At 64.5% G+C, this 16,256-nt stretch carries 18 protein-coding genes; 10 read left to right on the top strand and 8 right to left on the bottom strand.

Annotated features, from left to right (window positions below; all coding sequences use genetic code 11):
* Window positions 1–124: 124 nt before the first annotated feature.
* A complete protein-coding gene (locus Q352_RS21505) occupies window positions 125–1,312 on the bottom strand; it encodes a cation diffusion facilitator family transporter (RefSeq protein ID WP_051529017.1) in 1,188 nt (395 codons plus the stop codon).
* A 69-nt stretch (window positions 1,313–1,381) separates the two neighbouring features.
* Window positions 1,382–2,302, bottom strand: a complete 921-nt coding sequence (locus Q352_RS0115560) for a DMT family transporter (RefSeq protein ID WP_028500134.1) — start codon at window positions 2,300–2,302, stop codon at window positions 1,382–1,384.
* Between Q352_RS0115560 and Q352_RS21500 the strand changes: the two genes are divergently transcribed.
* Together Q352_RS21500 and Q352_RS21495 are read left to right on the top strand one after the other, a co-directional pair.
* Window positions 2,301–2,534: a hypothetical protein gene (locus Q352_RS21500; protein WP_036386651.1), complete on the top strand. Its 234-nt coding sequence runs from the start codon at window positions 2,301–2,303 to the stop codon at window positions 2,532–2,534. The two genes, Q352_RS0115560 and Q352_RS21500, sit on opposite strands and share 2 nt — an antisense overlap.
* A gap of 2 nt (window positions 2,535–2,536) precedes the next feature.
* The gene (locus Q352_RS21495) at window positions 2,537–2,830 is read left to right on the top strand and encodes a hypothetical protein (RefSeq protein ID WP_051529016.1); all 294 of its coding nucleotides are present in this window, start codon (window positions 2,537–2,539) and stop codon (window positions 2,828–2,830) included.
* Window positions 2,831–2,888: 58 nt separating this feature from the next.
* Here Q352_RS21495 and Q352_RS21490 read toward each other — a convergent pair whose 3' ends face one another.
* Entirely contained in the window at window positions 2,889–3,068 is a 180-nt protein-coding gene (locus tag Q352_RS21490; RefSeq protein WP_107890370.1) for a putative motility protein, read from the bottom strand.
* Window positions 3,069–3,376: 308 nt separating this feature from the next.
* On the opposite strand from Q352_RS21490, the gene trxB reads away from it, so the two are divergent.
* The 5 genes from trxB (at window position 3,377) to Q352_RS21480 (ending at window position 7,941) form a co-directional block, all read left to right on the top strand.
* Window positions 3,377–4,345 carry a thioredoxin-disulfide reductase gene (gene trxB / locus Q352_RS0115545; RefSeq protein ID WP_028500133.1) on the top strand — a complete coding sequence of 323 codons (969 nt, stop codon included), beginning with the start codon at window positions 3,377–3,379 and terminating at the stop codon, window positions 4,343–4,345.
* A 24-nt stretch (window positions 4,346–4,369) separates the two neighbouring features.
* Window positions 4,370–4,978 (top strand): Smr/MutS family protein, encoded by a 609-nt coding sequence (locus Q352_RS21485; protein WP_036386646.1) that lies wholly within the window; start codon window positions 4,370–4,372, stop codon window positions 4,976–4,978.
* Between the two features lie 93 nt (window positions 4,979–5,071).
* Window positions 5,072–5,734, top strand: a complete 663-nt coding sequence (locus Q352_RS0115535) for a phosphoglycolate phosphatase (protein ID WP_028500132.1) — start codon at window positions 5,072–5,074, stop codon at window positions 5,732–5,734.
* Between the two features lie 130 nt (window positions 5,735–5,864).
* The gene (gene trpE / locus Q352_RS0115530; protein WP_028500131.1) at window positions 5,865–7,331 is read left to right on the top strand and encodes an anthranilate synthase component I; all 1,467 of its coding nucleotides are present in this window, start codon (window positions 5,865–5,867) and stop codon (window positions 7,329–7,331) included.
* Between the two features lie 142 nt (window positions 7,332–7,473).
* On the top strand, window positions 7,474–7,941 hold the full coding sequence (locus Q352_RS21480) for an RICIN domain-containing protein (protein ID WP_051529015.1): 468 nt from the start codon (window positions 7,474–7,476) through the stop codon (window positions 7,939–7,941).
* Between the two features lie 105 nt (window positions 7,942–8,046).
* Here Q352_RS21480 and Q352_RS0115520 read toward each other — a convergent pair whose 3' ends face one another.
* Together Q352_RS0115520 and Q352_RS0115515 are read right to left on the bottom strand one after the other, a co-directional pair.
* Window positions 8,047–9,300: an autotransporter outer membrane beta-barrel domain-containing protein gene (locus Q352_RS0115520; protein ID WP_028500130.1), complete on the bottom strand. Its 1,254-nt coding sequence runs from the start codon at window positions 9,298–9,300 to the stop codon at window positions 8,047–8,049.
* A 212-nt stretch (window positions 9,301–9,512) separates the two neighbouring features.
* Complete coding sequence (locus Q352_RS0115515) at window positions 9,513–9,878, bottom strand: hypothetical protein (RefSeq protein ID WP_028500129.1); 366 nt, start codon at window positions 9,876–9,878, stop codon at window positions 9,513–9,515.
* Window positions 9,879–10,047: 169 nt separating this feature from the next.
* Here Q352_RS0115515 and Q352_RS23510 point away from each other — a divergent pair, with 169 nt between their 5' ends.
* Window positions 10,048–10,407, top strand: a complete 360-nt coding sequence (locus tag Q352_RS23510) for a hypothetical protein (protein ID WP_156952570.1) — start codon at window positions 10,048–10,050, stop codon at window positions 10,405–10,407.
* Window positions 10,408–10,453: 46 nt separating this feature from the next.
* Here the strand turns inward: Q352_RS23510 and Q352_RS0115505 are convergent, their stop codons facing one another.
* The 3 genes from Q352_RS0115505 to Q352_RS0115495 form a co-directional block, all read right to left on the bottom strand.
* On the bottom strand, window positions 10,454–11,590 hold the full coding sequence (locus tag Q352_RS0115505; RefSeq protein ID WP_028500127.1) for a branched-chain amino acid ABC transporter substrate-binding protein: 1,137 nt from the start codon (window positions 11,588–11,590) through the stop codon (window positions 10,454–10,456).
* A 116-nt stretch (window positions 11,591–11,706) separates the two neighbouring features.
* The gene (locus tag Q352_RS0115500) at window positions 11,707–12,969 is read right to left on the bottom strand and encodes an NAD(P)/FAD-dependent oxidoreductase (RefSeq protein WP_036386640.1); all 1,263 of its coding nucleotides are present in this window, start codon (window positions 12,967–12,969) and stop codon (window positions 11,707–11,709) included.
* The gene (locus Q352_RS0115495) at window positions 12,969–13,976 is read right to left on the bottom strand and encodes a 4-hydroxyproline epimerase (protein ID WP_028500125.1); all 1,008 of its coding nucleotides are present in this window, start codon (window positions 13,974–13,976) and stop codon (window positions 12,969–12,971) included. The genes Q352_RS0115500 and Q352_RS0115495 overlap by 1 nt, the downstream gene beginning before the upstream one ends.
* A gap of 285 nt (window positions 13,977–14,261) precedes the next feature.
* Between Q352_RS0115495 and Q352_RS0115490 the strand changes: the two genes are divergently transcribed.
* Together Q352_RS0115490 and Q352_RS0115485 are read left to right on the top strand one after the other, a co-directional pair.
* On the top strand, window positions 14,262–15,173 hold the full coding sequence (locus Q352_RS0115490; RefSeq protein ID WP_028500124.1) for a dihydrodipicolinate synthase family protein: 912 nt from the start codon (window positions 14,262–14,264) through the stop codon (window positions 15,171–15,173).
* 84 nt (window positions 15,174–15,257) lie between these two features.
* Window positions 15,258–15,953 carry a GntR family transcriptional regulator gene (locus tag Q352_RS0115485; RefSeq protein WP_028500123.1) on the top strand — a complete coding sequence of 232 codons (696 nt, stop codon included), beginning with the start codon at window positions 15,258–15,260 and terminating at the stop codon, window positions 15,951–15,953.
* Window positions 15,954–16,256 lie beyond the last annotated feature (303 nt).

Below are 16,256 nucleotides of genomic sequence, written 5' to 3'. Positions count from 1 at the left end.
AACTGCCGGGAAAACCCCGGCAGGATACGGGCCGGGGAATGTACCCGGCCCCTCCCCCCGGGGCAAGTGCTTTTTACCGGACGGACGGCCGGTAAATCGCGTTTATTTAAATGCTTAGCCTCACTCAGTCATCGGCCCGCTCATGGTGCATCGCGCAGGCCGGTCGCAGGATGCGGATGTCGCGGATCTGCGCCAGCTCGCCCAGCGCGGCCTTCAGCCGGGCCAGCAATTGCTCGCAGGCAGCCGGGTCCGGCGCGGTCAGGCGATCGTCGAGCACAATATCCAGATCCAGCCAGCCTCCCAGATAATGCAGCTGGATCTCGAAACCGCCGGCCTCGCTGTCACCCAGGCTGTCGCGCAGTCGCTGCATCACGGCCTCGCGGAAAGGCAGGTCGTAAGCATTGCGCTCGCCTTCGTCATCCTCGGGATCGATATGCACCAGCACATCCAGCGCGCGGTGATGCTGCAGCACGCGGCGCCGTGCCGTCGCGGCGATATAGTGCCCTTCGGATACGCTGATACGACCATCAACCAGCAAGTGGGCATCGACCAGCGCGTAGTCGCCCATGTGCCGGGTCCGCAGATCATGCACATTGCGCACCCCCGGCGTGGCCGCCAGCGTCTGCCGGATCTCGTCCACTTCATGGTCTGACAGGCCACGGTCCATCAGGTCGGACAGCGCCGACCAGGCGAACTTCCAGCCGGAACGGCCGATCATGAAGCCGACCAGCGCCGCCGCCAGCGGATCGAGGAAACGGTAGCCCATCAGGTTGCCGCCAATGCCGACCGCCACCACCAGCGAGCTGGCCGCGTCCGAGCGGGCATGCCAGGCATTGGCCACCAGCATGCTCGACTTGACCGACTCGGCCACGCGCAGCATGTAGCGAAACAGCCCTTCCTTGCACAGCAGCGTCAGCAGTGCGACCCACAGCGCGACCGGGTGGACGGTCGGAATCAGCTCGGGATTGGTCATTTTCATGCCGGCAGACCACAGCATGCCGATGCCGACGATCAGCAGCAGCAGACCGAGCAGCATTGAGGCAGCCGTCTCGAAACGGGCGTGGCCGTACGGGTGGTTGGCATCGGCCGCCTCATGGCTGACGCGGTTTGCCGCCAGCACGACAAAATCGGCCAGCAGATCGGACAGCGAGTGAAAGCCGTCAGCGATCAGCGACTGGGAATGGGCGAAGAAGCCCAGCACGATCTGCAGCGTCGACAGCACGACATTGACCACCACGCTGACCAGGGTCGAGCGCTTGGCAGCGGCATGGCGGTCAGCGGGGCTGACGCCGGCTTGTGCAGGAGTACTCATCGGTTTCAGATACGGAAGGAAGACAGATCGCGCGATTGTCGCACAGCGATACGACCGCGCGCTGACAGGCTATTTGCGCTGGTTGACCATGATCACGCCGCCGACCACCAGCAAGGCCCCCGCGATCTGCCAGCCGGACATCGCGTCGCCGAGCACCAGCCAGCCCAGCACCAGGGTGATGGCCGGCCCGAGGGTCGACACCATGGCCATGCGGCTGGCGCCGATATGGGTCATGGCAATATTCATCCATACCACCGGCAGTACGGTACTGATGACGGCCATGGCCAGGCCATAGCCATAGACCGGCCACGGCTGCAGCAAGGCCTGCGGGTCGCGGGTGACCAGAAAATGAATCGCGATGCCGGCGGTGGAGAACAGACAGCCCCAGGCCGCCATCCGCACCGAGCCGATGCGCTTGACCAGTTCACCGGCGCCGGTCAGGTAGACGGCATAGCTGACCGCACTGGCCAGCACCCAGGCCACGCCGAGCCAGATCGCGTCACCATTGAACGCATGGCGCAGGTCATGGGCCACCGCCAGGCCGATGCCGCCGTAGCACAGCGCCAGCGCCAGCCATTCGCGCCGGCCGATCCTGCGACCGAAACAGAGCACCGCCAGCAGCAGCACGAAGGTCGGGTACAGGTACAGCACCAGCCGCTCCAGCGCCGACGAGATGTATTGCAGTCCGAGAAAGTCGAACAGGCTGGACAGGTAATAGCCACAGCCGCCGAGCAGAACCAGCGCCAGCCAGGTACGGAGCGAATAGCTGCGGGCGGCACGCAGCGCACCCGGGGTCAGCACCATCAGCAGGAAAAACGGCAGCGCAAACAGCATGCGCAGGGTCAGCAGGGTCAGCGGATCGACCTGGTACTGGTAGGCAAGCTTGATGAAAATGGCTTTGGCGGAAAAGCCGGCGGCGGCCAGCACGGCCAGCACAATACCGCGACTGACGGCCGACGGCGGGGCGACGGCATGGACATTCTGTTGCATGTTCTCGCCCGGGATGGTCTATGGTTTTGACATTATCCCGGCGTGGCGGCTGCCGCGACCACTGCCGGCTGACGATGCCGCCATCGCGGCCGGCGATGGCAGCGGCGGCATGACCCGCCTTGATGTCGTGCCGATCACCGGCTACCCTCGAAAAACCGCAAACAAATCAGCGGGATCGGTCAGCCGGCGACCGGCTGCCACCCTTCGTCAATGCAAACAGTCAGGAGTCTGAACATGACGACAAGCAGGACAGCGATCGTGCTGTGGACCTCCTTCTGCGTGGCGTTTCTGGCCACCGTGGCGTTCTATACCGCCTTCGATCCGATGGAAATGCACCGCCATGGCGAACCGCTGTTCCATTCGCCGCTGGCCGCGTATTCGATCAGTTTCTTCATTGTCTGGGCGTTCGCCGCCCTGTGTGCCGCGGTGGCCGTCTACTTCACCCGGCCGAAGGAAGAAGTCAATGGCTACTGTCCGGTGCACACCGGGCCGGCTGCCGAGGTGCAGCCCGAATCCGATCTGCAGTAGCCGGCACAAAAAAGAACGGGCGGACCTTGCGGCCGCCCGTTCCGGCGTTCACTTCCGGTCAGGCGCGCACGTCGATATTCTGACCCAGATGGGCCGGATTGACCGAACGGCTTTGCTGCACGGTAGACTCGACCAGCGTATTGATGGTGTCCTTGGTGATGTCGCGTTGCTTCTTGATCGCGAAAACAGCCGACTGGTCCAGTACGTTGGCACTGCTTGTCGATTGAACATTGTCCACGGTGATACTCCTTTCCGGCTGTATAAGCCTCTCCGTCTTATCGACCGGCGACAGACAGAGTTGAATGCCGTGGCCGGCATGGCCCATGACATCCGACTCTCATGGTAAGACCAGTCCGCCGGCAACGCCACCGGAAAGCGCCTGACGGACCCTCATAGCGGCTTGCTATCGGGGTTTGCAGGAATATCAATTCGCCCCGTCCCGGACCCGGTGATAGCCTTCGCGGCAATCCTCCGCCGCGGCGCCCGGCGCGCCGCCTGCGGCAAACCTGATAAAATACCCTGTTCCCCCTAGCACGGAAGACCGACATGAGCACATCCCGCCACAGCCCTCTGTTGATTCTGGGTTCCGGCCCCGCCGGCTACACCGCCGCCGTCTATGCCGCCCGCGCCAACCTGGCCCCGGTCATGATTACCGGCATGGCCCAGGGCGGCCAGCTGATGACCACGACCGATGTCGACAACTGGCCGGCCGACGCCAATGGCGTGCAGGGTCCGGAACTGATGCAGCGCTTCCAGCAGCACGCCGAGCGCTTCAACACCGAAATCCTGTTCGACCAGATCCATACCGTCGACTTCTCCGCCCGCATGCAGGACCCGGCCAGCCCGCTGCGCCTGGTCGGCGATGCCGGCGAATACACGTGTGATGCGCTGATCATCGCCACCGGCGCTTCGGCCCAGTATCTCGGCCTCGAAAGCGAGTCCAGTTTCATGGGTCGGGGCGTGTCCGGCTGCGCGACCTGCGACGGCTTCTTCTTCAAGAAGCAGCGCGTTGCCGTGATCGGCGGCGGCAATACCGCCGTCGAAGAAGCGCTGTACCTGTCCAATATCGCGGCACATGTCACGCTGGTGCACCGCCGCAACGAATTCCGCGCCGAGAAGATCCTGCTCGGCAAGCTGGAAGAGCGCGTCAGGGAAGGCAAGATCACGCTGCAACTCGACAGCGTGCTGGACGAAGTGCTCGGCGACGACAGTGGCGTCACCGGCATGCGCGTCAAGTCGACCACGGACGGCTCGACCACGGACATCGCGGTTGCCGGCGTCTTTATCGCCATCGGCCACAAGCCGAACACCGAGATTTTCAAGGGCCAGCTGGAAATGGACGCCACCGGCTATCTGATCACCCGCGGCGGCCGCGATGGCAATGCCACGGCGACCAGCGTGCCGGGCGTGTTCGCCGCCGGCGATGTGCAGGATCACATCTACCGCCAGGCGGTCACCAGTGCGGCGTCGGGCTGCCAGGCCGCACTCGATGCCGAGCGTTACCTCGACAAGTAAGGATCGCTGCAGCATGAACGCCGCATGAGCCGCAAGCCGCTCAAGGCGCAGCTCAAGGCCCTGAAGCCGGCGCTGGTCATCTCCCGACCCGTGCCGGCTTTGCCGTTGCCGCCGCCGTCCCCGTCGTTTTCGTGGTTGATGCGCGATGTGCAGCCGCTCGCGCCGGACAACCGCGTCCACCCGGCACGCGTGCCGCCCTCGCCACATCCGCAGCCGCGCCAGACCGGCATGGTCCGTCCGCCGGAGGCTGATCATTTCGCCAGCTGGTTTGACGAGGACCGCGCCCAGGCCGATTTCACCCGCGACGGCGTCCCGCGCGACGTGCTGAAGAAAATCCGCGCCCGCCACTGGCCGCTGGCCGGCCGGCTCGACCTGCACGGACTGGACCGCGATGCGGCCGAGGCCCGGCTGCTGCTGTTCCTGCACCGCTCGGTGCACGACGGTGCCCGTCTGGTTGCGGTCATCCATGGTCAGGGTTTCGGCTCGGTGGCCGGGCAGCCGGTGCTGCGGCCGATGGTGCGCGCCACGCTGGGACGCCATCCCGATGTGCTCGCCTACTGTCCGGCGCCGCCCGAGGGCGGCGGCGACGGTGCCATCTTCGTGCTGCTGCGCCGGCAGCATCCGGCCGGCTGAGCGGCCGCCGGGTCGTCAAGCGCCCCCCGTTGCCTTACCATGGCAGGCAACAGTTTCAATCCGCCCGGTTCCGGCCGGGCCAGAAGGGTAGCCATGTCCATCCGCGCTTTTGCTCTTGATCTGGACGGCACGCTGGTCGATTCGATCCCCGACCTGTCCGCCGCCGCCAACCAGGTTCGCCGCCATTTCCATCTGCCGCCGCTGGCGGAAGACCGCATCCGCAGCCACGTCGGCGACGGCGTGGCCACGCTGGTCCACCGGGCGCTGACCGATCTGCGCGATGGCAGCGTGCCGCTCGAACAGCACGCCGAGGCGATGAACGTGTTCCTCGCCTGGTATGGCGACCATATCGACGTGCACACCCGGGTCTATCCCGGCGTGCTCGATGCGCTGCAGCAGATGCGCGACAACGGCTACGCCATTGCGCTGGTCACCAACAAGTCGATCGCCCTGGCGGAAAAGCTGACAACCCGGCTCGAACTCGCGCCGTGGTTCGCGCTTCAGGTCGGCGGCGACTCGCTGCCGGAAAAGAAACCGTCCGCACAGCCGCTGCACCATGTGGCCCACACGCTGGGCATCCAGACGCGGGAAATCGCCATGGTCGGCGATTCGATCAATGACGTGCTGTGCGCGCGCAATGCCGGCAGCCTGGCGATCTCGGTCAGCTACGGCTACGAAGACGTCAGCAGCTACGCGGCAGACTACATCGCCGCCACGCTTGCCGATGCGGTCGAATTCGTTAAGAATCGGCACTGATCACGACTCACCCCGTTTGCATGACATGAAATTCCTGCCCAATCCGGCGAGCTGGCGATGGCAAGCCTGAATTGATGTTCCGGCCGCCACCCCTCCCTGTTGACTGCCTTACCCTGATTGGGCTTCCCTCATGACGCAAGACGATTTCGCGCGCTATGCCGCCGAAGGTTACAACCGCATTCCGGTCACGCTGGAATTGTTCGCCGACCTCGACACCCCGCTGTCGGTCTATCTGAAACTCGCCAATGCGCCGTACACCTACCTGCTGGAATCAGTGGTCGGTGGCGAGCGCTTCGGCCGCTACTCGTTTATCGGCCTGCCGTCTTCGACCCGGTTGCGGGTGATTGGCACCCGGGTGCAGGTCGAACATGGCGACCGGGTGGTCGAGAGCCAGGATGGCGATCCGCTCGGCTTTATCGAAGCTTTCCAGCAACGCTTCCGCACCCCGCCGCAAGCGGCCCTGCCCCGCTTTACCGGCGGTCTGGTCGGTTACTTCGGCTATGAAACCATCAAGCTGATCGAGAAAAAGCTGGCCGCACGCCCGGCCAAGCCGGACCCGATCGGTGCGCCGGACATCCTGCTGATGCAGTCAGAGGAACTGGCCGTAGTCGACAACCTGTCCGGCAAGCTGTACCTGGTCGTGTATGCCGACCCGGCGGTGCCGAATGCCTGGCAGAAAGCGCAGGCCCGGCTCGCGCAGCTGCGCGCCCGGCTGCGCGAACCGGTCCCGTTGCCGCTGTCGACGCCGTCGCAGCGGACCGAGGCACAATCGGAAATGGGCGAGGCGGCCTTCAAGCAGGCCGTCGAGGACATCAAGCGCTATATCGTCGATGGCGACGTGATGCAGGTGGTGCCGAGCCAGCGCATGATCATGCCGTTTGCGGACAGCCCGCTGGCGCTGTACCGCGCGCTGCGCAGCCTGAACCCGTCGCCGTACATGTTCCTGTACCACTTCGACGATTTTCACGTGGTCGGCAGTTCGCCGGAGATTCTGGTCCGCCAGGAAAACCGCACCGTGACCGTGCGCCCGCTCGCCGGCACCCGGCCGCGCGGCGCCACCCGCGAGCTGGACGAACAGCTGGCGGAAGAGCTGCTGGCGGACCCGAAGGAAATCGCCGAGCACGTGATGCTGATCGACCTCGGCCGCAACGACATCGGCCGCGTGACCGAGATCGGCTCGGTCAGGGTGACCGACCAGATGGTGATCGAGCGCTATTCGCACGTGATGCATATCGTGTCCAGCGTCGAGGGTCGCCTGCGCGAGGACATGAGCAATCTGGACGTACTGAAGGCCACCTTCCCGGCCGGCACCCTGTCCGGCGCGCCCAAGGTGCGGGCGATGGAAATCATCGACGAGTTCGAACCGACCCGGCGCGGCATCTATGCCGGCGCGGTCGGCTATCTGGGCTTCAATGGCGACATGGACCTTGCCATCGCCATCCGCACCGCGGTGATCAAGGACCAGACGCTGTACGTGCAGGCCGGCGCCGGCATCGTCGCCGACTCGGTGCCGGAAAGCGAATGGGCCGAAACCCGCAACAAGGCCCGGGCAGTGTTGCGCGCGGCCGAACTGGTGCAGGCCGGACTCGACAGCTGAACCGGCGACTCACCCCGTTTCCCTGCAAATATGGCTACCGGCTGTCGAATGGCCGGTAGCCATCCATTGCGGCACGGCGCAAAGCCTCCTATGACGAATACGTGCCTTCCATTCTGAGGGCATAATTCCAAGGAGGCCTTATATGTCGACTCAGCAGAAAATCATTCAGTGGCAACTCAATACCAGCTTCGCCATCGGTGTGCCTGACCAGATTAGTGGCTCCCCGCTGGTACTCAGCAAGATCAGCGGCGGCCGCAATGCCATCTGGGATGTCGATCTGGCCAAGAACGTTATCCTGCTGACCGCCAGTGGCAACACACTGGCCATCGACTTTGCCAATGGCCAGGCCGGCAACCAGGTGCCGCTGGTGCTGTCGCCGTACAACGGCACCCCGACCCCGACCCAGCAATGGAGCTTCCTGATAAAGGGTGGCTATATCACTTCCCTGGCCAATACGTCGCTGGTCATTGACGTGAAGAGCCGGGTGGCTACCGACGGCCAGCCGATCTGGGGATATACCTTCAATGGCTCCCCGGCCCAGCAATGGAAGGCCTACGATCCGTTCGCCGCTCTGGCACTGATCGAAAACGAGGCAGCCGAACCTGCTTGATCCCGTCAAGGAAATCTTGATCCCGTTAAGGGAACAGGGAATAAGGAAGCAGCCAGCGGCCCGGGTTAACCAGGCCGCTGTCACGTCTTTTGCCTTATCCGGCGACTAGAATGACGACTGATACGTCGTCATGATTCCCCGGTCATTCATGCCGTCACTGCGGCTGGCATAGGCGCTGACACTGAGCAGGCTCCGGTCCTTGCTGCGATGACTGATGCTGAGGCGCCCGTCGTAGCCGAAACGGCTGCGCGGATTTCCCGGCAAGGCCACGCGGGTGTCGACGTCGTCGGCCCAGTGGGCGCTGCGCCCGCTGTCCTGCCGGTACAGCTGCGGCCGCGCCAGCGCTTCGGCATCGATCCGCCACCCCCGTCCCTCGCGGGCCTCGGCGCCACGGAAGGCAAGGCGAACCCCCAGCACGCCATCCAGCGCCTTGTCGCTCTGCGCTGACAGTCGCAGCAGATCGCCGGAACCGGCACGCGCATTCAGTGCCATCTCCCGATCATGACGCAGCGCCAGCCCGAACAACGGCTCGACCTTCATGCCGGTGCCCACCGCGTAAGGCAGTGCCACGGCAATCTGACCGGCCAGCTGATCGCGGCGAGGCTCGCTGCCCGGTTCGTATTGCTGGCCGGACTGGTGCCGCGCGTAGTGGAATTCGCTTTCCAGCTTCAGCCCGGCATCCAGGGTCTGCACGTGACGCAGGCCGGCGAACTGGCTGACGCCATTACTGCTGCCCGCCTGCAGCCGGGCAATGCCATAACGCGTGGTCAACTGCGCGTCGTCACCAAGGGTGAAACGCTGCTGCATGACCACCATGCCATAGCTGGCATCGCCGATGCGCGTGCCCGGCTGGCCGCGGCTGACCAGATTGATGCCGAAGCCGGAGCCATCTTCGGCCACATTGTCCGCTACGCGCCCGAAGTGCTTGCCGAGCATCCGGGTCGGTCGCAGTGATTTGTCCAGATAATTGCCAGTCGACAACGCCGACTTCACGCGCCGGATCGGTGGCCCCTTTTTCGTGCTGGAGATCGGTATGCCGCTGGACAGCCGGGACACACCGGTCGCGCGGCGCTCTCCCTGTATCGACGGTCCCTTCTTCGTGCTGGAGATCGGTATGCCGCTGGACAGGCGGGGATAGGAAGGCAGTGATGACGATGGCCGGCCATTGCCGGCATCGGTCACCGGGCGTTGCCCGGCGGGCTGCGCCAGGCCGGACAGGGCGTCATCGATCATGCCGGCGGGAATACCGGCAGCGGCAAGCTGCTGCCGCTGATTGTCGGCAGTGCGCTGGCGGTAGTCATTGCTGGCTTCCGCGATCGGCACCGCACCAACGGCCATGGCACCGCTGACGCGGAACAAGGCGGCGATGCAACGCCGGGACCAATGACGCCGGGACTGTGTGTGAACAGTATGAGGAAGGGATTGCATGAGGATCTCCTGCTCGCTGGTCGGTAGTGACCAGTTCGCAGTCTAGCCATTTGAATCCCGCCATATCGATGGCATAAAGCTTAAATTGACGTACGAAAATACCCTCGAATTACGGAAAAATCTGCAATTTTTCCATTATTCTTTTAGTGGTGATCGAGTACAGACAGGATATTACCCTCGGCATCCAGAATAAAAGTCTGGTCGTAATCGAGCATTTTGCCGGCCGAATTCCACACCCGGTACTTGTGCTCAACCATGTAGGTCCCATCGCTGCGCTGGACAATGCTGGACCAGCTGCCGCCACGGTATTCGCCGGCGGTAGGATATTTCTGCTTCAGGTAAGCTTCTACTTGGCGCACGCTGCCGGATTCCGGGTCCCGGAACACGACATCCGGACGCGCCAGCGGGCCTTCCTGCGGATAGTGTCCGCCGGACCGCCAGACAAAGACGCAGATCAGGGCAACGATGATGACTGCGCCAGCGATGATCCAGCTCTTTCTGCTTTCCATGCCGGTCTCCTTGTAGTCTGCCCGCCAGCGGGCAGTGATGTGTCTTGGCACTCATAAGCATATAGGGGTTTTTTGATTGAAAGGTCAAGACGCCGACCTTATTCACTTGATGTGACTGACACATTTAACGTCATTGTCATGGCATGGGCAATCAATGCCATAATCAGGCATGCCCTTCTCCACGTTTCGGCTGGTTTCAAATCTGCTCAGTCCGGTCGTCCTGCTCGCCGGGCTGGCCGGATTGTGCGAATGGCTGGTTCATCTCGATCTGATGCCGGTCACGCACCACCCCGCCCTGCTTCCCGCCTACGATCTGCTCAAGGCCGTGGTGCTGCGCTTCCTGGCTGCCTGCCTGGCGCTGGCGGCCCTGGTGCTGTTCGGGCGCGGCGTGTGGCGACTGCACGGCTGGCGCCACGGACGGGGCGAGCGCTGTCCCGACTGCAGTGGTCCCTGCGTGCTGTGCCATGGGAGGCATGGCCTGCGCTGGCGATGCCTGGCTTGCGGAGCACGACGCGATATCCATTACTGAACAGGCACCATGCACGATCGGGGCATGGTGCCTGCCTGCCGCCGGCTCAGCGGACGATGGCGCGGGTTTCCCACTTGTTGTTCTTTACCTCGGAAATGGTCACCGGCGCCTGCTTCAGGTCGCCATGGCTGTCAAAGGTGAAGTCGGCCGTCACGCCGCGGTAGCTGATTTTTGCCAGCACCGGCAGATATCTGGCCGGATCGGTCGAGTTGGCCTGCTTCATCGCCTCGGCGACCAGCATCACGCCATCGTAGAATTGCGGGCCGAGCAGCACTACGTCCTGTTTGAAACGCGCCTTGTAGCGCTGCTCGAAGACCTTGCCGGCCGGTCGCGATGCCAGTGTGCTCCCGGGCACGGCGGAAAATTCACCAGCCGCGTCGGCACCGGCCAGTTCGATGAATTTGGGCGTATTCAGCATGTCGCCCCCCATCAGCCGCGCATTGATGCCGAGCCGCTTCATCTGCCTGACCATCGGGGCAGCCTGCGCATCGGCGCCGCCATAGAAAATGACGTCCGGTTTCAGCGGCTTGATGGCGGTCAGGATCGCGGCGAAATCGGCCGCCTTGTCGTTGGTGTATTCACGCCGCGCCACCTTGCCGCCATTGGCCTGCACCGCCTTGATGAATTCATCGGCGATGCCCTGACCATAGGCGGTACGGTCATCGATGGCGACGATGCTTTTCGCTTTCAGTTCCTTGACGGCAAAGTGACCGAGCGCCGAACCGACCTGTCCATCGCTGCCGACCAGCCGGAATGCGGTCTTCAGTCCCTGACGGGTATACGGCACGGCGGTCGATACTGACAGTTGCGGAATGCCGGCATCGCTGTAGATCTTCGAGGCCGGAATCGACACCCCGGAATTGAAGTGACCGATCACCGCCTTGACGTCGGCGTCGACCAGGCGCTGCGCCACCTGGGTGCCGATGCGCGGGTCGGCCTGGTCGTCCTCGGTGACCAGCTGGAACGATATCTTCTGGCCGCCGATGACCAGCCCCTTGCCGTTCAGGTCGTCTATCGCCATCTTGCTGGCGTTTTCATTGTCCTTGCCATAGTGTGCCTGCGGGCCGGACAGCGGCGACGCAAACCCGATCCTGACGATCTGGTCGGCCGCGGCATGACCCGCACACAGGGCCAGCAGGGTACACAGCGCCAGCCGTCGGGGCAGTACTCGATGCGATCTCATGCGTGCTTCTCCTTGTGATGGTGACTCGACCCGTTATCGTTGTTTCCCTGCCGGTCGGGCCCCCGGCGGGATATCAGAACGGCTTGCGTCAAGAAATGCGCGGCGCCAGCGCCGATTCAGAACCGCGTGGCCGCATAGGGCGCCAGGTCGATGCCGCTGTCGCGCCCGGCCAGCAGGTCGGCCAGCAGACGACCGGTGGTCGCCGCCAGCGTCAGGCCCAGATGACCATGTCCGGTCGCGAACAGCAACCGGTCCACGCCGGGTGCGGCACTGATAATCGGCAGCGTATCCGGCAGCGACGGCCGGTTGCCCATCCACTGGCTCATGTCAGCGGTCGAGAACGGCGGCAGGATGCGACGCGCCTTGTCGATCAGCACCCGGGCGCGCGCCCAGTTCTCCGGCGCGTCACGGCTGGCCAGTTCGACCGTACCGGCCAGCCGGATCGCACCGTCTCCCATCGGCAGGATGACAAAGCCCTCGCCGGCCGGCTGCAGAAAATGGTTCAGCTCGATGCCGGCCTGCGGCAGCGTGACGTGATAGCCGCGTTCGCTCTCCAGCGGCACCCGCAGGCCCAGCTGGCGGGTAAAGCGGTCGCTGTCGATGCCGGCGGCAATGACCACCGCATCAGCAGCGATCCGCTGGCCATCGTCCAGCACCACACCCCGCACCCGCCCGTGTTCGTGATCGACCCGGTCGACCGTTGCCTGCACGGAGCGGGCTCCGCGCGCCAGCGCCGCCGCATGCAGGCCGGTAGCAAAACGGTACGGGTCGTCGACATGAGACCAGGCCGGTACCCTGACTGCCTGATGCCAGGGCGCGGACAGCCCGGGCTCAAGCTGTGCCAGTTCCTTGTCGGCCACTTCGATGCAGCGGATGCCGAAACTGCGCCGGCTGCGCCAGGCGGCCGCGTCGGCATCCCGCGCCCGCAGCGACGGATACAGGGTCAGCGAACCCCGCCGTCGCCACATCGGCGTCAGTCCGGCTGCCGCGATCAGCGGTGCATAGTCGGCATCGACCCGGCCCAGCAGCGCGGCCATGGCCCGGGTCAGGGTACGGACCCGCGCCGGGTGGCCGGCCCGGACAAACCGCCACAGCCACGGCGCCAGCGTCGGCAGATGGCGCCAGCGCACTGCCAGCGGCCCGCACGGATCCAGCAGCCAGCCCGGCACCTGACGAATGATGCCCGGCGATGACAGGGGAATGATGTCGCTGACGGCAAAGGCGCCGGCATTGCCGTATGACGCCCCGCGCGCCGGCAGGTGACGTTCGAGCAGCGTCACCTGCCAGCCGTCATCCAGCAGCGCATGCGCGGCACCGATGCCGACAATGCCGGCGCCGACGATGATGACCTGTCCACGGGTCGTTCCCGGCGCGTTCATCAGGCAAGCTCGAAGCCAAAGGCGTACGGATCGTCCGCCGGATCGAGCACGATGCGGTTGTAGCCGGTGACCCTGGCCCAGCCCTCGATGCTCGGCACGATGGCCGCGTGCGGCCCCACTTCGGTCAGTTGCTCGACCCGGGCAACAAACTGGCTGCCAATGATGCTTTCATGCACGAACGGCCGCGCCGGGTCCTGCCAGCCTCGGGCAACCCGCTGCGCCAGCCGGGCCGAGGTACCGGTCCCGCATGGTGAGCGGTCGATGGCCGAAGCGCCGTACAGCACGGCATTGCGTGCATCCGATCCTGCCATGCGCGGCGCACCGGTCCACAGCACGTGGCGCACGCCGCGGATGGTCGGATGCAGCGGATGGACGATGTCCGGATGATCGCGATCGATCAGCTCGCGCAGCGTGCGACCGTATTCGATCAGCTGCGCCGGCGAGTAGTCGGCCATGTCGCGGAAATTGGGCTGGCTGTCGACAATTGGATAGAAATTGCCGCCATAGGCGATATCCACCGTCAGCGGGCCCAGTGCCGGATGCTCGACGGGCACATCGCGCCGGAACAGGAAGGACGGCACATTGGTGATGCGGACCGAGGTCACCTTGTCCCCGCTCCGGGTATAGCGTGCCCGCACCGGACCGGCCGGCGTATCCAGCATCAGCTCGCCCGCCGTGCGCGGCGTCACCAGATCGTGTTCGATCGCCATCGTCACCACACCGATGGTGCCATGGCCGCACATCGGCAGGCAGCCACTGGTTTCGATAAACAGCACGGCGATATCGCAGTCATCCCGCGTCGACGGATACAGGAAAGCACCCGACATCTGCCCGTGCCCGCGCGGCTCGAACATCAGCCCGGTGCGAATCCGGTCGAAACGGGCCAGGAAGTCCTCGCGCCGCGCGGCCTGGGTGTCACCGTTCAGCACGGGTGCACCATCGGTCACCAGACGGACCGGGTTGCCGCAGGTATGCCCGTCGATACATTCGAAAACCATCCGGTCCATGCGTCGCATCCTTGTCGGGTATGTCTTCGTATTTGTATACAAAATACTGTCAAACAGTGCAACCGGCTTTTTTCCCGTAGCCGACGACCTCTGCCGCACGGGATTTCGCGCGAAAACTGATGGATTTCTTGCCATTCTGCCCCGGAAAAAGCGGCCCTGCGCCTGAGCGCCCCCATGCGATGACAATCCGGCTGATTATTTTTGAATATTGTATACAATTTATGGAGCGCCCGACTCTGGCCGCGGCGCCCCCTGACCCCGCCAGCCCCTCTACAGGAGAAACCCATGCAAAAAGCGATCCACTGGTCCGGCGTGTTTCCCGCCGTCACGACCCAATTCACCGCGGACGGCGAGCTGGATGCCGCCGCGATGCAGAAACTGTACGACTGGCAGATCCGTTGTGGCGCCGACGGGCTGGTCATGGTCGGGTCGCTGGGGGAAAACTCGACACTGAGTTCTGCAGAAAAACTCGATGTCCTGCAGATCGCCCTGGAAACGGCCGACGGCAGGGTGCCGGTGCTGGTCACCGTGGCCGAGAACAGCACGCGTGACGCCTGCCGCTTTGCCGCCGACGCCCAGCAGCGGGGTGCGCACGGACTGATGGTGCTGCCGGGCATGCGCTATCTGTCCGACCGGCACGAAACGCTGGTGCACTACCGTGCCGTGGCGGCGGCCAGCGACCTGCCGGTCATGATCTACAACAACCCGCTCGCCTACGGGGTCGACATCAAGCCAGACATGCTGGCCGAGCTGGCCGACGAGCCGAAATTCCAGGCGATCAAGGAGTCCAGCGGCGACGTGCGCCGCGTGACCGACATTTTCAACGCCGTCGGCGACCGCTATGCCGTCTTCACCGGCGTCGATGACCTGGCGCTGGAAAGCCTGGCGGCCGGCGTGCAGGGCTGGGTGGCCGGGCTGGTCTGCGCGTTTCCGCAGGAAACCGTGGCCATCTACAGGCTGATGCGCGCCGGCCGTCTGGCCGAGGCGCTGGCCCTGTACCGCTGGTTTGCCCCCCTGCTGCATCTCGACGTATCGACCAAGCTGGTGCAGAACATCAAGCTGGCCGAACTTGCGGTCGGCTACGGGACCGGCCATGTGCGTGCGCCGCGGCTGCCACTGACCGGTGACGAACGGGTCCGGGTGCAGGCCGTCATCGACGACGCACTGGCCTGCCGCCCGGTCATGCCGCTGCACTGACCCGCGCTGGACGCTGCAGGCGGCAACCGCTATCGTGCGCTTGCCGCCTGTCCCCTTTCCTTTCCGACTGCCCTCAAAACCGCCATGACCGCCCCCGACCTGCGTGTTTCGCGCCAGACCCTGACCTCCGCCGTGACCGAGGCATTGCGCAACCGCATCCTGACCGGAGACCTGACCGGTGGCACCCAGCTGCGCCAGGAGGCCCTGTCGCAGGAGTTCGGCGTCAGCCGCGTGCCGGTGCGGGAAGCCCTGCGGCAACTGGAAGCCGAAGGGCTGGTCCGGATTTTCGATCATCGCGGCGCGGTGGTGACCGAGCTGTCGCTGGATGATGTACGCGAACTGCTCGATATCCGTGCTCTGGTCGAAAGCGATCTGCTGCTGCGCGCCGTGCCGCGCCAGTGTGCCGCCGATATCGACGAAGCGGCCGCCGCGCTGGCCGAATTCGAGACGGCTCTGGCACGACACGACATTGCCCACTGGGGCACGCTGAATGCCCGTTTTCATATCGCGCTGTATCGTGCTGCCGGACGACCGCAGACCATGGCCCTGGTCGAGTCACTGCACAACCGCACCGATCGCTATACGCGAATGCAGATTCTGCTGACCAATTTTGCAGACCGGGCCCAGGCCGAACACACCCATCTGCTGGCGCTGTGCCGCAGCAAGGATGCCATCGGTGCCGCAGCCTTCCTGCGTCAGCATGTACTGAATGCAGCCGACTCTCTTGACGACTGGTTTGCCCGCCGCGACGGGACCCGGAGCGCGCTAAGCGCACGCTAACCGTCTGGCGGCTGGCGGGTGAAACTTGAGACCTGCTTCTTATAGTGTGAACCAGAGGGGCGGAATGTGTGAGCCCGGCATCTGTACCGGGCCCATGCCGATGCAGCCGGAGACGCTCCGCCCCTTCTTCACTCCCTCGCAACAAGGTGCACTTGCCATGGCCACCGCTACGCTCCCTGACGCAGGCACTGCCAGCCGCTGCCAGGCTACCCCGACCGTCACCGTCCACGACAATCGTCTCCTTGCCGTTCGCGTCATTCGCTACCACCGCACTGACGACGAAGCCGCCGACGAGCGTATCGA

The sequence above is a fragment of the Microvirgula aerodenitrificans DSM 15089 genome, from assembly GCF_000620105.1.
Classification (GTDB): Bacteria; Pseudomonadota; Gammaproteobacteria; order Burkholderiales; family Aquaspirillaceae; genus Microvirgula; species Microvirgula aerodenitrificans.
This window is presented reverse-complemented; position numbering and strand designations above follow the sequence as displayed.

Excerpts from the sequence above, each read along its gene's own strand:
- Q352_RS21505 (WP_051529017.1), bottom strand. The coding sequence starts at position 1,312 with ATGAGTACTCCTGCACAAGCCGGCGTCAGCCCCGCTGACCGCCATGCC.
- Q352_RS21500 (WP_036386651.1), top strand. The coding sequence starts at position 2,301 with ATGTTCTCGCCCGGGATGGTCTATGGTTTTGACATTATCCCGGCGTGG.
- Q352_RS0115560 (WP_028500134.1), bottom strand. The coding sequence starts at position 2,302 with ATGCAACAGAATGTCCATGCCGTCGCCCCGCCGTCGGCCGTCAGTCGC.
- Q352_RS21495 (WP_051529016.1), top strand. The coding sequence starts at position 2,537 with ATGACGACAAGCAGGACAGCGATCGTGCTGTGGACCTCCTTCTGCGTG.
- trxB (WP_028500133.1), top strand. The coding sequence starts at position 3,377 with ATGAGCACATCCCGCCACAGCCCTCTGTTGATTCTGGGTTCCGGCCCC.
- Q352_RS21485 (WP_036386646.1), top strand. The coding sequence starts at position 4,370 with ATGAGCCGCAAGCCGCTCAAGGCGCAGCTCAAGGCCCTGAAGCCGGCG.
- Q352_RS0115535 (WP_028500132.1), top strand. The coding sequence starts at position 5,072 with ATGTCCATCCGCGCTTTTGCTCTTGATCTGGACGGCACGCTGGTCGAT.
- trpE (WP_028500131.1), top strand. The coding sequence starts at position 5,865 with ATGACGCAAGACGATTTCGCGCGCTATGCCGCCGAAGGTTACAACCGC.
- Q352_RS21480 (WP_051529015.1), top strand. The coding sequence starts at position 7,474 with ATGTCGACTCAGCAGAAAATCATTCAGTGGCAACTCAATACCAGCTTC.
- Q352_RS0115515 (WP_028500129.1), bottom strand. The coding sequence starts at position 9,878 with ATGGAAAGCAGAAAGAGCTGGATCATCGCTGGCGCAGTCATCATCGTT.
- Q352_RS23510 (WP_156952570.1), top strand. The coding sequence starts at position 10,048 with ATGCCCTTCTCCACGTTTCGGCTGGTTTCAAATCTGCTCAGTCCGGTC.
- Q352_RS0115505 (WP_028500127.1), bottom strand. The coding sequence starts at position 11,590 with ATGAGATCGCATCGAGTACTGCCCCGACGGCTGGCGCTGTGTACCCTG.
- Q352_RS0115500 (WP_036386640.1), bottom strand. The coding sequence starts at position 12,969 with ATGAACGCGCCGGGAACGACCCGTGGACAGGTCATCATCGTCGGCGCC.
- Q352_RS0115495 (WP_028500125.1), bottom strand. The coding sequence starts at position 13,976 with ATGGACCGGATGGTTTTCGAATGTATCGACGGGCATACCTGCGGCAAC.
- Q352_RS0115490 (WP_028500124.1), top strand. The coding sequence starts at position 14,262 with ATGCAAAAAGCGATCCACTGGTCCGGCGTGTTTCCCGCCGTCACGACC.
- Q352_RS0115485 (WP_028500123.1), top strand. The coding sequence starts at position 15,258 with ATGACCGCCCCCGACCTGCGTGTTTCGCGCCAGACCCTGACCTCCGCC.